At 61.7% G+C, this 13,334-nt stretch carries 11 protein-coding genes and 1 pseudogene; 6 read left to right on the forward strand and 6 right to left on the reverse strand.

Going from position 1 to position 13,334, the window contains the following annotated elements:
* The first annotated feature begins 199 nt into the window (after window positions 1-199).
* Window positions 200-2,284 (forward strand): carbon starvation CstA family protein, encoded by a 2,085-nt coding sequence (locus tag LK440_RS17550; RefSeq protein ID WP_005016824.1) that lies wholly within the window; start codon window positions 200-202, stop codon window positions 2,282-2,284.
* A gap of 13 nt (window positions 2,285-2,297) precedes the next feature.
* The gene (locus LK440_RS17555) at window positions 2,298-2,510 is read left to right on the forward strand and encodes a YbdD/YjiX family protein (RefSeq protein WP_017685759.1); all 213 of its coding nucleotides are present in this window, start codon (window positions 2,298-2,300) and stop codon (window positions 2,508-2,510) included.
* Between the two features lie 36 nt (window positions 2,511-2,546).
* Here the strand turns inward: LK440_RS17555 and LK440_RS17560 are convergent, their stop codons facing one another.
* Window positions 2,547-3,011: an Lrp/AsnC family transcriptional regulator gene (locus tag LK440_RS17560; protein WP_005016814.1), complete on the reverse strand. Its 465-nt coding sequence runs from the start codon at window positions 3,009-3,011 to the stop codon at window positions 2,547-2,549.
* A 142-nt stretch (window positions 3,012-3,153) separates the two neighbouring features.
* Between LK440_RS17560 and kynU the strand changes: the two genes are divergently transcribed.
* The 4 genes from kynU to LK440_RS17585 all read left to right on the forward strand — a co-directional run bounded on the left by kynU (window position 3,154) and on the right by LK440_RS17585 (window position 9,566).
* A complete protein-coding gene (gene kynU, locus LK440_RS17565) occupies window positions 3,154-4,392 on the forward strand; it encodes a kynureninase (RefSeq protein WP_005016813.1) in 1,239 nt (412 codons plus the stop codon).
* A 105-nt stretch (window positions 4,393-4,497) separates the two neighbouring features.
* Window positions 4,498-5,010 carry a peptide deformylase gene (def, locus tag LK440_RS17570; RefSeq protein WP_005016812.1) on the forward strand — a complete coding sequence of 171 codons (513 nt, stop codon included), beginning with the start codon at window positions 4,498-4,500 and terminating at the stop codon, window positions 5,008-5,010.
* A 102-nt stretch (window positions 5,011-5,112) separates the two neighbouring features.
* Window positions 5,113-6,060 carry a methionyl-tRNA formyltransferase gene (gene fmt, locus LK440_RS17575; RefSeq protein WP_005016811.1) on the forward strand — a complete coding sequence of 316 codons (948 nt, stop codon included), beginning with the start codon at window positions 5,113-5,115 and terminating at the stop codon, window positions 6,058-6,060.
* 581 nt (window positions 6,061-6,641) lie between these two features.
* Window positions 6,642-9,566: an autotransporter outer membrane beta-barrel domain-containing protein gene (locus LK440_RS17585; RefSeq protein WP_256374645.1), complete on the forward strand. Its 2,925-nt coding sequence runs from the start codon at window positions 6,642-6,644 to the stop codon at window positions 9,564-9,566.
* A gap of 70 nt (window positions 9,567-9,636) precedes the next feature.
* Here LK440_RS17585 and LK440_RS17590 read toward each other — a convergent pair whose 3' ends face one another.
* From LK440_RS17590 to LK440_RS17610, 5 genes and pseudogenes are all read right to left on the reverse strand, one after another.
* Window positions 9,637-10,263, reverse strand: coding sequence for a pyridoxamine 5'-phosphate oxidase family protein (locus LK440_RS17590; RefSeq protein WP_005016807.1), 627 nt, complete (start codon window positions 10,261-10,263; stop codon window positions 9,637-9,639).
* 12 nt (window positions 10,264-10,275) lie between these two features.
* Window positions 10,276-10,908: an HAD hydrolase-like protein gene (locus LK440_RS17595; protein WP_005016804.1), complete on the reverse strand. Its 633-nt coding sequence runs from the start codon at window positions 10,906-10,908 to the stop codon at window positions 10,276-10,278.
* Window positions 10,905-11,483, reverse strand: coding sequence for a hypothetical protein (locus LK440_RS17600; protein ID WP_005016800.1), 579 nt, complete (start codon window positions 11,481-11,483; stop codon window positions 10,905-10,907). The genes LK440_RS17595 and LK440_RS17600 overlap by 4 nt, the downstream gene beginning before the upstream one ends.
* 10 nt (window positions 11,484-11,493) lie before the next feature.
* On the reverse strand, window positions 11,494-11,913 hold the full coding sequence (locus tag LK440_RS17605) for an ABC transporter substrate-binding protein (protein WP_005016799.1): 420 nt from the start codon (window positions 11,911-11,913) through the stop codon (window positions 11,494-11,496).
* A 62-nt stretch (window positions 11,914-11,975) separates the two neighbouring features.
* Window positions 11,976-13,330, reverse strand: a pseudogene (locus LK440_RS17610) (GMC family oxidoreductase).
* Between the last annotated feature and the right edge of the window lie 4 nt (window positions 13,331-13,334).

A 13,334-nucleotide genomic window follows, 5' to 3' on the forward strand; every position in this document is an offset into this window, starting at 1 on the left:
GGGATTGATGTGTCCCTAAAACTACGCAGCAATACGTAGTCTGCCTGCGTAGTGGCGCGCTTGTTTGCGATGTTCAGAATGGAAATACTATTGGCCGCCCGCATCGGGCGGACGGCTTATCGGCCGCCATGACAACACAACAGGCAAGGCGGACCCGCCCGAGATCGACAGATCACGATCAGCCTGCAGGAGGAGTTCTATGCAAACCAGTAAGGGACTGGGCCAACATTTGGTCTGGGTGGCCGTGACGATCGTGGGCGCGTTCGCGCTTGGCACCGTCGCTCTGGCGCGTGGCGAAACCGTCAACGCGCTCTGGGTGGTGATTGCCGCCGTCTGCGTCTACCTGATTGCTTACCGTTATTACAGCCGCTTCATCGCCGACAAGGTATTCCAGCTCGACGGCACGCGTATGACGCCGGCCTGGAAATACAACGACGGGTTGGACTATGTGCCGACGAACAAGCACGTGCTGTTTGGCCATCACTTCGCGGCCATCGCCGGCGCGGGTCCTCTGGTCGGCCCCGTGCTGGCCGCGCAGATGGGTTATCTGCCCGGTATGCTGTGGATTCTGGCGGGCGTGGTGTTTGCGGGTGCCGTGCAGGATTTCACCATCCTGTTCATTTCCACGCGTCGTGGCGGCCGTTCGCTCGGCGAATTGGTTCGAGAAGAGCTCGGCACGGTGCCTGGCGTGATCGCGCTGTTTGGCGCCTTCATGATCATGGTCATCATTTTGGCCGTGCTCGCGCTGATCGTGGTCAAGGCGCTGACCCATTCGCCTTGGGGCACCTTCACGGTCGCCGCGACCATTCCCATTGCCATTTTCATGGGCATTTATCTGCGCTACATCCGGCCGGGCCGGATCGGCGAGATTTCCGTGATCGGCTTCGTGCTGCTCATGGCAGCCATCATCTTCGGCCAGAACGTCGCCGATAGCCCCACCTGGGCTCAGCACTTCGATTTCGACGGCGTTGGCCTGACCTGGGTGCTGATCGGTTATGGCTTCGTGGCCGCCGTGCTGCCGGTCTGGCTGCTGCTGGCCCCGCGCGATTACCTGTCGACCTTTTTGAAGATCGGCACGATCCTGGCGCTGGCTATCGGTATTCTGATCGTGGCGCCCGAGCTGAAAATGCCGGCACTGACGAAATTCGTCGACGGCAGTGGTCCGGTATGGTCGGGCAATCTTTTCCCCTTCCTGTTCATCACCATTGCCTGCGGGGCGGTGTCGGGCTTTCACGCGCTGATCTCCTCGGGCACCACGCCCAAGCTGATTGAAAACGAAACCCAGGCCCGCTATATCGGTTACGGCGGCATGTTGATGGAGTCGTTCGTGGCCATCATGGCCCTGGTAGCCGCGTGCGTGATCGAGCCGGGCGTCTATTACGCCATGAACAGCCCGGCTGCTGTCATCGGCACTACGCCCGATCAGGTCGCCCAGGTGGTGTCGAGCTGGGGATTTGTGATCACGCCAGCCGAGCTGGTGCAAACCGCCAAGGACGTGGGCGAGAGCACCATCATCTCGCGCGCTGGCGGCGCGCCCACGCTTGCCATGGGGATGGCGCACATTCTGCACCAAGTGTTGGGCGGGCCGGCCCTGATGGCGTTCTGGTATCACTTCGCCATTCTGTTTGAGGCGCTGTTCATCCTGACCGCCGTCGATGTCGGCACCCGCGCCGGCCGCTTCATGCTGCAAGATCTGCTGGGCACCTTCGTGCCGTCGCTCAAGCGCACGGAGTCCTTGCCGGCCAACCTCATCGCCACCGCGTTGTGCGTGGCCGCATGGGGCTACTTCCTGCATCAAGGCGTGGTCGACCCGCTCGGTGGCATCAACACCTTGTGGCCGCTGTTCGGTATTGCCAATCAGATGCTGGCTGCCGTGGCGCTCATGTTGGGAACGGTGGTCCTGTTCAAGATGAAGCGCGACCGTTATGCCTGGGTCACCATCTTGCCGACCCTCTGGTTGCTGGCTTGCACGTTGACGGCGGGGTGGCAGAAGATCTTCGATGCCGACCCCAAGGTGAGCTTCCTGGCGCATGCCGCCCGCTACAACGCGGCCATCGCCGAGGGCAAGGTGCTGGCTCCGGCGAAGTCCCTGCAGGAAATGAGCCGCGTGGTCATGAACGACTACATCAACGCGAGCCTGTGCGGTATCTTCATGTTTGTGGTGATCAGCGTGGTGGTCTTTGGCATACGCTCGGTGATGCGTGCGCGCGCCAGCAGCCAGCCCACTGACAAAGAGACCCCGTATCAACCCATGCCCGCGGCACCTGCGGCGAGCTCGCACTGACAGGGAGGCGCTTATGCTATTTACCAATATGGGCCAGGCAGCCAGTACCGCCGGTCGTTATCTGGGCCAGACTTTGCGTCTGATGGTCGGCGTGCCCGACTACCAGAACTACGTCGACCATATGCGCCGCACCCATCCCGACCAGGAACCCATGACCTACGAGGCGTTCTTTCGCGAGCGCCAAAGCGCGCATTACGGTGGCGGCAAGCGCATTGCCTGCTGCTAAGCGCTGAGATCTGAGGGCTTGCGCCAGGAGGGTCCGTCACGAGGGTGTGGCAGGCCGGCCTGGCGCTTTTACTTTGCGCATCACGATGTGTGAGCAGATCTCTCGCACACCATGGCTGCGGTTGAGTTTATCGACGACAAAATTGGAAAACGCAGCCAGATCCGTGGTGCGCACGTGCAGGATGTAGTTGCTGGCGCCGGTGACGATGCTGGCTTCGTGCACCTCTGGCCAGCCTGCGAGCTGCTCCACGAAGGCTTCATGCCAGTGCGGTTGAGACTGATCCAGGCTCACGTGGACGATCGCCTCGAAAGCCTGCCCGATATGGATGGGATCGATGCGTGCCTCATAGCCGAGAATGACCCCTTCCTCCTCCAGGGTGCGCAGCCGGCGCAGGCAGGCCGAAGGCGACAGCGCCACCCGGTCGGCCAGATGCTGGTTGCTCAGGCGTCCCTCTTTTTGTAATAGCGCGATGATCTTCAGATCTATCGTGTCCAGAAGCATTTTTGCCAGTTCCTGCGGTTTTGTCTCCGATATGCCGAATAATCGTGCATAACAGGCCGGAAGTCATGGGGATTTTGCAATGCAGCCCGCCGGGGGCACTGCTAGTATGAAACCTCTCTGAGTTTTCTTCTGCGGACCATCAATGCAAACCCGTGACGATTGCGTAGCGGCCGATCGTGCCGATATCCTGGCTCCTCTCAAGGCGCTGTTTGAGCTGCCTGCCGGCGTGCTGTATTTCGATGGCAATTCGCTGGGTGTCAAGCCGCGTGCCGCCGACAGTCGCGCCGCTGCCGTGGTGGCTCAGCAATGGGGTCAGGATCTGATCCGCAGTTGGAACACGGCGGGCTGGTTCGACCTGCCGGTCAGACTCGGTGTCAAGCTGGCCCCGTTGCTTGGCGTCCAGGGCCAGGAGGTCGTGGTCACGGACAGTACCTCGCTGAACCTGTTCAAGGTGCTGGCCGCGGCATTGCGTATTCAGCAGGGCCGCAAGGTCATTGTTTCCGAACGCGATAACTTCCCCACCGATCTCTACATGATCGAGAGCATGATGGATTTTCTGGATCGTGGCTACGAGCTGCGATTGATCGATGAACAACTGTCGCTGGAAGACGCCCTGGACGATGACGTGGCCGTCGTCGTGCTCTCGCACGTGAACTATCGCAGCGGCGCCATGTACGACATGGCGGCCGTCTCCGAGCTCACCCACGCCCATGGTGGGCTAGTCATATGGGACCTGGCGCATGCCGCCGGCGCGGTACCGTTGGCGCTCGCGGCCGATGGTGCGGATTTCGCCGTGGGCTGCACCTACAAATATCTCAATGGTGGCCCGGGCTCGCCCGCCTTTCTCTGGGTGGCTCCGCGTCATCACAATACCTTCTGGCAACCGTTGTCAGGGTGGTGGAGCCACAAGCGGCCGTTCGCCATGGCGGACCGTTATGAACCGGCCGAAGGGGTGCGCCGCTATCTCTGTGGTACGCAGCCGATTACGTCACTGGCGCTGGTCGAGTGCGGATTGGATATCGCCGCGCAGGCCGACATGACGGACGTGCGCCGCAAGTCGTTGGCCTTGAGCGATCTGTTCATTGCGCTGGTGAGTCAGCGGTGCGCGGACCATCCCCTGACGCTCATCACGCCGCGGTCTCAGGCTCGGCGTGGCAGCCACGTGAGTTTTCGGCATCCGCAAGGGTTTGCCGTCATGCAGGCGCTGATTGCCCGCGGGGTGATCGGCGACTATCGCGAGCCCGAGGTGCTGCGCTTTGGCCTGACGCCGCTCTACGTGGGCTATGCGGATGTGTGGGATGCAGTAGAGATCCTTCGCGACGTTCTGGACACGCGTGCCTGGGATCAACCGCAGTTTCGGCAGCGCGCGGCGGTAACTTGAGGGGCGGTCTTTAAGCCAAAGTTAGTTTAAAACTATTAGATATCCAGTTTATGATGAACTATCATATGGATCTACGCATTATTGTTCGGTAGTTTCGACTTTTCCATGGCCTTGCTTCCCATCCTTCGTTATCCCGATCCACGCCTGCACAAGGTGGCCAAACCGGTCGCGGTCGTGGATGACCGCGTTCGCCAGCTCGTCAAAGACATGGCCGAAACCATGTACGACGCGCCCGGCGTCGGCCTGGCCGCTACGCAAGTCGATGTGCACGAACGCATCATCGTCATCGATGTTTCTGAAGACGGCAAAGATTTGTGCGTGCTCATCAACCCGGAAATCACCTGGAAAAGCGAAGAACTGCAGGTCTACGAAGAAGGCTGTCTGTCGGTGCCCGGCGTCTATGACGAGGTCAAGCGCGCCGCCCGTATTCGCTGCAAGGCGCTCGACGCGCAAGGCCAGCCGTACGAGTTCGAGGCCGATGGCTTGCTGGCGGTCTGCGTCCAGCACGAGATCGATCATCTCGACGGCAAGGTTTTCGTCGAATATCTGTCGGTGCTCAAGCAGAACCGCATCAAGACCCGCCTGAAGAAGGCCGAGCGCGAGGCACTGCGCGCCTGATAGCGGCTTGCCGCTTCAGCCTGGGCCCGCCTGTTGGCGGGCTTTGTATTTAGCGCTGCCGGTTCCACAATATCGCTTTGCCCCAACTCTGGAAATCTCACCATGCGTCTCGTCTTTGCCGGCACACCTGACTTTGCCCGCCAGGCCCTCCAAGCCCTGTTGGCGGCTGGCCACGATATCGCGCTGGTGCTGACGCAGCCTGACCGGCCGGCCGGACGTGGCTTGAAGTTGACGCCAAGCCCGGTCAAGGAAGCAGCGCTTGATGCCGGTATCGAGGTGGCCCAACCACGTAGCCTGCGCCTGGACGGGCGCTACCCGGACGAGGCCCGTGCCGCGCAGCAGCGGCTGCGCGACATCGCCCCGGAAGTGATGGTGGTGGCTGCCTATGGCCTCATTCTGCCGCGTTGGACGCTGGACCTGCCAGCCAGGGGCTGCCTGAACATCCATGCCAGCCTGTTGCCGCGCTGGCGCGGCGCGGCTCCCATACAACGAGCGATCGAGGCCGGTGACGACCGTACGGGCGTGACCATCATGCAGATGGACGAGGGGCTGGACACTGGCGATATGCTGCTCGAGCGCATCGTGCCTATCGGTGCGCAGACCTCCGCAGCCGTGCTGCACGACGAGTTGGCCGACGCTGGCGCTGCGGCCATCGTTGAGGCACTGGCACAGTTGGACGATCTGCGGCCCCGCAAGCAGCCCGCTGAGGGCGTGACGTATGCCGCCAAACTGGAGAAGGCCGAGGCGGCCCTGGACTTCGAGCAAAGCGCGAAGACACTGGAGCGACGCATCCGGGCGTTCAACCCCGTGCCGGGCGCGAGTTTGCGGTTGCCTGGGCTGGCCGAGCCCGTCAAGGTGTGGCGAGCGCAGGCTCTGGACGAGCAAACCTGCGCAGCGCCGGGCACCGTGGTGCGTGCCACCCAGCAGGGTATTGACCTGGCGACCGGACATGGCGTGCTGCGCCTGCTCGAACTACAGAAAGCAGGGGGCAAGCGTCAGGAGGTCGATGTGTTTGTACGAGGCTGGCAGCCGAGTCAGGCCGGAGCATAGTTGGATTCTTTTCCAGAAAAATAAATTTTCCATAAATCAAAATAGCTATTCATCTGGGCAGCCAGGATTCCTGTCGCTGCTCCAGAAGAAGATATACCCAGGATACAAACACATTTATTCGCCGAGCGCGAAAGTGTGAAGATCCGGCGGCCCTGCAATCACCCCGCCGACATAAAAACCACCAACTCCTGATTTGCTGGCTCGGTGAGTGTGAAGTGCCGCCGCTAACGACGGCCGCGGCTCCAGCCGCAGGTTAGTGGTGGCATCCCTCGCGATTTTTCCCGTGCCACGGCGAGCTCTGTGGCCCGCTGTTTGCGATTGCTCGGAAATCCAGTATTGGCTAAAAAATAATTACTAAAAAAGTAAAGCCATTATTTGATACATAAAGTAATCAATTGGTTTGTGAGTCATTTGTTGTATTAAATCTTCAAAAACAGCAAAATCACGATTGCTGAATTTTCCCTGAACTCAGCGGGTTGTTTTAAAAGTTATTAGTTTTCATATTCCCGCCTCGGGCCACGTAATCAAATTTTGGTACATATATGAAGCCTGTAATGACCCCAGTTTCGACTCTGATTTCCTTGACTGCGCTGCTGAGCGGCGTCGCTCACGCCGAGGGTGGGGCGCGTGGTGATAACGGTCAAACCAGTCCGGCAGCGTTCATTTTGTATGGTGGCCAGGCATATGGAGCCAGTGGCGGTGATGGGGCGTTACCGGGAGCAGGGTCCGCGGCCGCGATAACGGGCCGCACCATCACTATCGGGCCTGCAGGTTCCACCGATGTGGTGTTGAGCGGCAGTGCAGGCGCTGCGGGTGGCAGCGTCTATCGATCAGGGGGCGGGGTCGGAGGTCTGGGCGGCGCATTGGTGACCGGTGGGATCAGTGAGGGTGGTGCGGGCGGAAACTCGGCTGACGCAAACGGCGGCAACGCAGGCGCGGTAAGTGGAAACACCGTGACGGTCATTGACGCGCGCTTGACGGGCGCAGCAGGCGGAGACGGCGGGAGTGTGCAGACCTCCGCATCGTTGACAACCGCGTTAGGCGCCGGCGGCGCAGGAGGCCACGGCGGCGGGTCGTTCTTTGGCGGAATCAGCACCGGCGGAGCCGGCGGTGGCGCGAAAATCGACACGATGGATGTACACGCCAACGGCGGCAATGCCGGCGATGTCGTCGGCAATACTGTCCTTTTGACACGTGTGCGGGTAGATGCTGCCAGCGCAAATGGTGGTAATGGAGGGGGCGTTTCCGCACCGGGCTCCTCAATCGCCCAAGGGGGAGGAGGGGCGGCCGGACTCGGGGGAGGCTCGGTGGTTGGCGGTGTCAGTACGGGCGGAGCCGCAGGCGCGGCGCATACCCTTTCGTTTTCTCCCTCTTTGCCTCTGGCTAACGGCGGGCATGCCGGCGCGGTGAGCCAAAACACCCTGCTCCTCAATGACGTGCAACTGATCGGAGCCGCCGGCGGTGATGGCGGCAGTGTTTCACACGGTGCGATGTCATCTGCCGAAGGCGGCGGTGGCGCCGCCGGGCATGGCGGAGGGTCTGTCTTCGGGGGGATAAGCACGGGCGGCGCAGGAGGAAGCGCCGAGACCTCCAGCAGATTTTCGTCCAGCGCAAGAGGCGGCAATGGGGGAGATGTCAGCAATAATGTGGTGTCACTGAACAATGTAGAACTGGTGGGCGGCGCGGGCGGCTCAGGTGCGCAAGCCGCGGCAGTCGGCGGCGGTTCGGCGGACGGCTTTGCGGGCGGGTCCGTATTCGGCGGTATCAGCACGGGCGGAGCGGGTGGAGAGGCCCTTCTTATCGGATTGGCTGAGGTCTCGGCGCCCCTGACCCGTTCTGGCGGCGCTCAATTCACCAATGCCAGCAGGGGCAACGGCGGTAATGTCACCGGCAATCGCATCACACTGTCTGGCAATACCTCCATTACCGGCAACATCTACGGAGGCGTGAGTCAAGGCGGATCCATGGGTAACGATGGTGTCGATGGGACAGGTGGGCTGGCCAGCGGCAACGTCGTGACGCTGTCTGGCAGTCAGCTCAAGATTGGCACGCCCGCCAGCGGCGGGTCCGTGTACGGAGGGTTGAGTATCAATGGTGATGGTACGCAGAATACCGATCCTGAATATGCCAGCTTCTATCAAGGCAACACCCTCAATCTGGTTGCTTATCGTGGCTCGGTCAAGTCGGTGCGCAACTTCGAAAATTACAATTGGGTGCTCCCGCAGGATGTATTTGGGGGTGACACCCTCATGACCATCAATAACCCATCCGACCCCGCCTACAAGGTTGAGTTAAATGGCACCAAACACCTCGTCGACGTTCTGGCCAGTGGCAATCAACTGAATGCGGGTGACAAGGTTGTCCTGATCAACAAAGCTCAGGGGGCTCCGGAGCTGTTGAACAATCGGATCGAACAGGGATTCTTCGTTGTGTACGACGCCAGCATGGCCGTGCAGAACGAGGAGCTGGTTCTGACCATTCAGGGTGTGGTCGATGACAAGCCGGACGGCAAGGTCAGCCCAGAGTCAGAGGCCTTTTTGCAGGGCCGTGCTGCTCAGCTTGCCTTTGTGGATCAGGGCGCCGATATGATCAGCGACTACGGGATCAGTTCCGCGCGCGCCAGCCTGAGCAAACAGAGTGCCAATCTGTTTGTCGTCGTCGACGGAGGATCAAGCCGTTACAAGACCGGAGGTCATGTCCGGATTCATGATTTCAAACTGGCTGTCGGTGCTGCCAAGGCCTTTGAACTGAAGGACAAAAGCGCAGGTATGGTGGGCGTCTTTGTCGAGCACGGCGACGGTCGGTATAGCAGCAACAATGATTTCGGCGCTTATGGCGAGGTCGATGGGTCGGGGCGCTTACGTTATAACGGGGTGGGTGCGATGTTCCATGTGGACGTCGCGGGCACGGGCGGTGGCCAGGTCGATGCCACACCCGATATCTTCGACGCCAGGCACGGCCTGTATGTCAATGCGGCGTTTCGTGTCGGTGACGCCAAGGTGGGCTTTCGCACCGATGACCTGGTCAACGCAAATGGCGAGAGCGGCCGCTACGACTCCAAGTCGAGATATATGACCGCCATGGCGGGGACGGGTTATGTATGGGCCCTGGACAGCAAACAAGCGGTGGATTTCTACGGGCGCTACACATGGAGCCGACTGAATGCGAAGGATGTCCAGGTCGTCGATGAAGACATGAGTTTCGGCAGTGCGCACAGCCAGCGGCTTCGCGTCGGGGCTCGCTATGGGTACGCGTATGAAGAAAACGTCATTCCCTACATCGGCCTTGCCTACGAACGTAATTTCAAGGGCGACGTGTCTGGCAGCGCCTACGGCTTTACGATCAAAGAGAATTCACTGCGGGGAAACACGGGCATTCTCGAGCTGGGTGCGATGGTCAAGCCCATGGGCGTGAATGCTCCCTTGTCCGTGCATGTGGGTGTCCAAGGCTACGTGGGCCAACGTGAGGGCGTATCTGCGGCCGCCAAGGTGCGCTACGTGTTCTGAGGCCGCGCGTAAGAGAAACTGGCTGCGGCCCGGGCGGGCCGCAGCCAGGGCCAAGACGCTGGGCGTGATCTCAGTACAGCGTCGCGCGCAGGCGCTGCGGCAGGTCGCGGTCATAGACCCGGCCGTCTATCGTGCCCGCGCTCAGGTCCGCCAGAATGCGCCCTGTGCTGGGCAGCGCGTCGCGGGATACCTGCGTGGCGGGGTCCCACAGTCCCGAGCGTACGATGGCCCGCGCGCACTGAAAGTAGACTTTTTCCACATGGACAATGAGCACGGAGCGTGGCGCCTTGCCGTCCATGCTCAGGCGCTCGAGCAGTCGCGGGTCCACGCTGATCTGCGCCTGCCCGTTGACGCGCAGCGTCTCGCCGATGCCAGGGATGAGAAAGAGCAACGCCACACGCGGATCCTCGAGCACGTTGCGTAAGCTGTCGATGCGATTGTTGCCGCGCCGGTCGGGCAAGAGCAGTGTGCGGTCGTCTTCAATGGTCACGAAGCCGGCCGGGTCACCGCGCGGAGAAGCATCCAGGCCGCCGGCTCCGGCCGTCGCCAGGATGGCGAATGGCGCGGCTTCGATGAAGGCGCGGTAGTGCGGGTGCACATGGTCGGCCTCCTTGGACAATGAGGGCGCGGCGGGCTCGCCATAGCGCGCGGCAAGTTCCAGGGAGTCAGTGATGAGATAGCGCGGATCCGGGGTCATCGGGCAAGGGGCTCAGGCAGGCAGAAGAGAGCGTGCGAGGTCGCGCACATCATTGAACACGAGATCGGGGCTGTGCTCGCGCAGGGTGGCTTCGGGGTTGTAGCCCCAGGCGACCACGCCGCTGGCGACGCCGATCTTGCGCGCCGCTTCGATATCGCGGATTTCGTCGCCGATCAGGATGGCCTGTCCGGGCGGGATTTGCGTGTCGCGCAACAGATGCTCCATCTTCGTGGATTTGCCGAACAGATCCGTGCCGCAAGCGTAGTCGGCGATCAAGGCCGTCAGTTGCGGACCCAATACGCGCTGCACATTGGCCGTGGAGTTGGAGCTGACGACGGCCATGCGCGCGCCGCTGTCATGCACAGCGCGCAACATGGCGTCCACACCGGGAAAGAGGGCGACCCGGGGCATGGCATCTTCCATGGCCTGGCGCACGAACGTGAGGATGGCCGGCGCTTTCCACAGAGGGATGCCCAGTTGCTTCATGATCTCGTAGGCGCTGTGCTGACGCAGGCGCAGGCGCTCTTGGGCGTCGGGTTTGCGAAAACTGAATTTCTCGGCCACATCGTGGAGGATGGACTCCATCCACGGCAAGGTGTCGGCCAGGGTGCCATCGAAATCGAAGGCGACGAGCGCGTATTTCATGGGGGCGTCTGGGTGGCGGGCGAGGTCTGGTGGCGCAGCCAGTGCATGACCGGCGCCAGCGCTTCGATCGGTGGCGCGGCCGATACAATGCGTTTGGCATCGGTCCACGGGTAGGGCAGATGCGTCAGCCAGCCCAGCACGGCAGGTTGTGCTGCCGGGGGGAGGACCTCCATGACGTCGATGGTGATACTGAGCTGACGCGCCAGATAGGGTTCGGTCTGGAATAGCCAGTCATAGCGACCCGCGCCAACCCGTACCGAACCGTTGGCCTTGTCCGTCATCCCGACGAACCAGTCGCAGGAAAATCCTGTCAGCGCTGGCGCCTCAGGGGGCGACGTCAGATAGAAGGTAAAGACGTTTTCGTACGTTTGGCCGAATTTCCTCACCAAGGTGTCGGTGATGGCTTCCAGTCCACGCGCCTGCGGCGGAAATGCAATGGCTTGCGTGTTCAGACGCATCTCCAGCAGTGCGTCGCCGGCAAAGGCGCGCGCCATGTACCAGGGCCGGTTCTCGTCCTTGGCATGGAAGTAGTTGCGCAGGCAGGTGGCTGTGGTCGAGGCGGCGGTCTGGGTCATGATAGGCGCGTCAGTTTTCGTCCGGGCTGATCCACTTGGATACGGTGGGCGGCTCGTAGGTGGCAAAGCGGTCCAGCAGTCTGCCGGCATCGCTGTCTATGGCAAGCATGTTGCCCGAATTCACGCCGCCCAGCATGGCGTTGACCTTCTCGTTGTCCACCAGTTCGTTGGTGTTCTGGATGGCCTTGGGCGGTGCGCCCACATCGTCGCGTGCCACGATGACGACCTTCTTGCCCAGTACGCCACCGGCGGCATTGATCTCGTCGGCTGCCTGGCGGGCGCCGGCAAGCGCAGAAATGCCGAAATCCGCCGAGCCAGTGGCCGACATATCGCTGTTAAAACCAATCTTGATGTCATCGGCCAGCGCGCTGGCGCTGGCCAGCAAGGCGGCGGTCAGGACAAGAGCCTTGAACGGGTTGTTGTGTTTCACTGCATTGTCTCCTGGGCTTACCCCTTATGTGGGGAGCCTTAACGATCGGAACTGCTTGAGGGTCAGGACTGCTTGATCAGATCCGCAGCCTTGTTGCCTATCATCATGGTGGCCGCACAAATATTGGCCGAAGGCATCGCGGGCATGACGGAGGAATCAACGACGCGCAGATTCTGCACGCCGTGAACACGGAGTTGGGGGTCGACGACCGCCAGACGGTCACCGGTCGGGCCCATGCGGGCCGTACCGTTGACGTGATAGGAAGAGACGCCGTAACGGCGGGCGAAATCCAGCAGTTCGGTGTCCGACTGGCACATGGGGCCAGGCAGCGCCTCGCCATCGAAATAAGGTGCCAGCGCCTGCGACTGCAAGAGGCTGCGCGCCAGGCGGATGCCGCGGACCAACGTGATCTGGTCGTCGGGGTGGCTCAGGTAGTTGGCGCGGATGAGCGGGTCCTGCATGGGGTCGTTCGAGCGCACGCGAACCTGGCCGCGACTTTGCGGCCGATGCTGCCAGACGCCTGCCGTCATGCCGGGGAAATCATCCAGCACGCCGACATAGCCTTCCTTGTAGCTGGCTGGCGTGAACACGCCCTGCAGATCCGGCGCGTCCAGCTCAGGCAGAGACTTCCAGAAGTAGTGCAGCAAGGACGGGCTCAACGCCATGATGCTGGAACGCTTGAGCAGCCAGCGGCTGACCTGGCCGACGAGGTTCAGGCCCTTGACCAGCTCATTCATGGTCTGGCTCTGCTTGACCCGAGCCACCACGCGCACCGAGTAATGATCGCTGAGGTTCTCGCCTACGCCAGGCAGATCGCGAACCACCGGGATACGCATTTCACGCAGGAAGTCGGCCGGACCCAGGCCGGAGAGCTGCAGCAGTTTAGGGGTATTGATGGCGCCGCTGGCGACGATGACTTCGCGGTTGGCCCGTACGCTGCGTGTTGCGGCCGGGTTGCGCGGGTCGCAATAGGCGACGCCGACCGCGCGATTGCCCTCGAACAGCACCTGCGTGGCTTGGGCGTGCGTGCGTACGGTCAGGTTCTTTCTTGCCATGGCCGGACGCAGGAAGCAGCGAGCCGTGCTCATGCGCCAGCCACGATCGATGGTGCGCTGAAAGTAGCCGACGCCGGCCTGGCTGGCACCGTTGTAGTCAGGGTTGCGCGGCGGCCGTTGGTCAGGTCAGTCGGCTCGCTGGAGAACTGCCAGGCGTACTTGTTGTTGAACACCGCCTTGATGAAGCCGGCCGGGATGTGCAGCCACGGGCTGTGATCCGGCGGGCCGGCTTCCAGCACGCAAACCGTGGCGCCGCGGGCGCTCAAGCGGTTGGCCAGGATGGCGCCAGCCGCGCCCGAACCCACGATGACATAGTCGTAGCGTTCCGCATCCCGCAGGGACGATTGCTGTGCTTGATTCATGGCG

It is taken from the genome of Bordetella holmesii (assembly GCF_020735985.1).
GTDB classification, from domain to species: domain Bacteria; phylum Pseudomonadota; class Gammaproteobacteria; order Burkholderiales; family Burkholderiaceae_B; genus Bordetella; species Bordetella holmesii.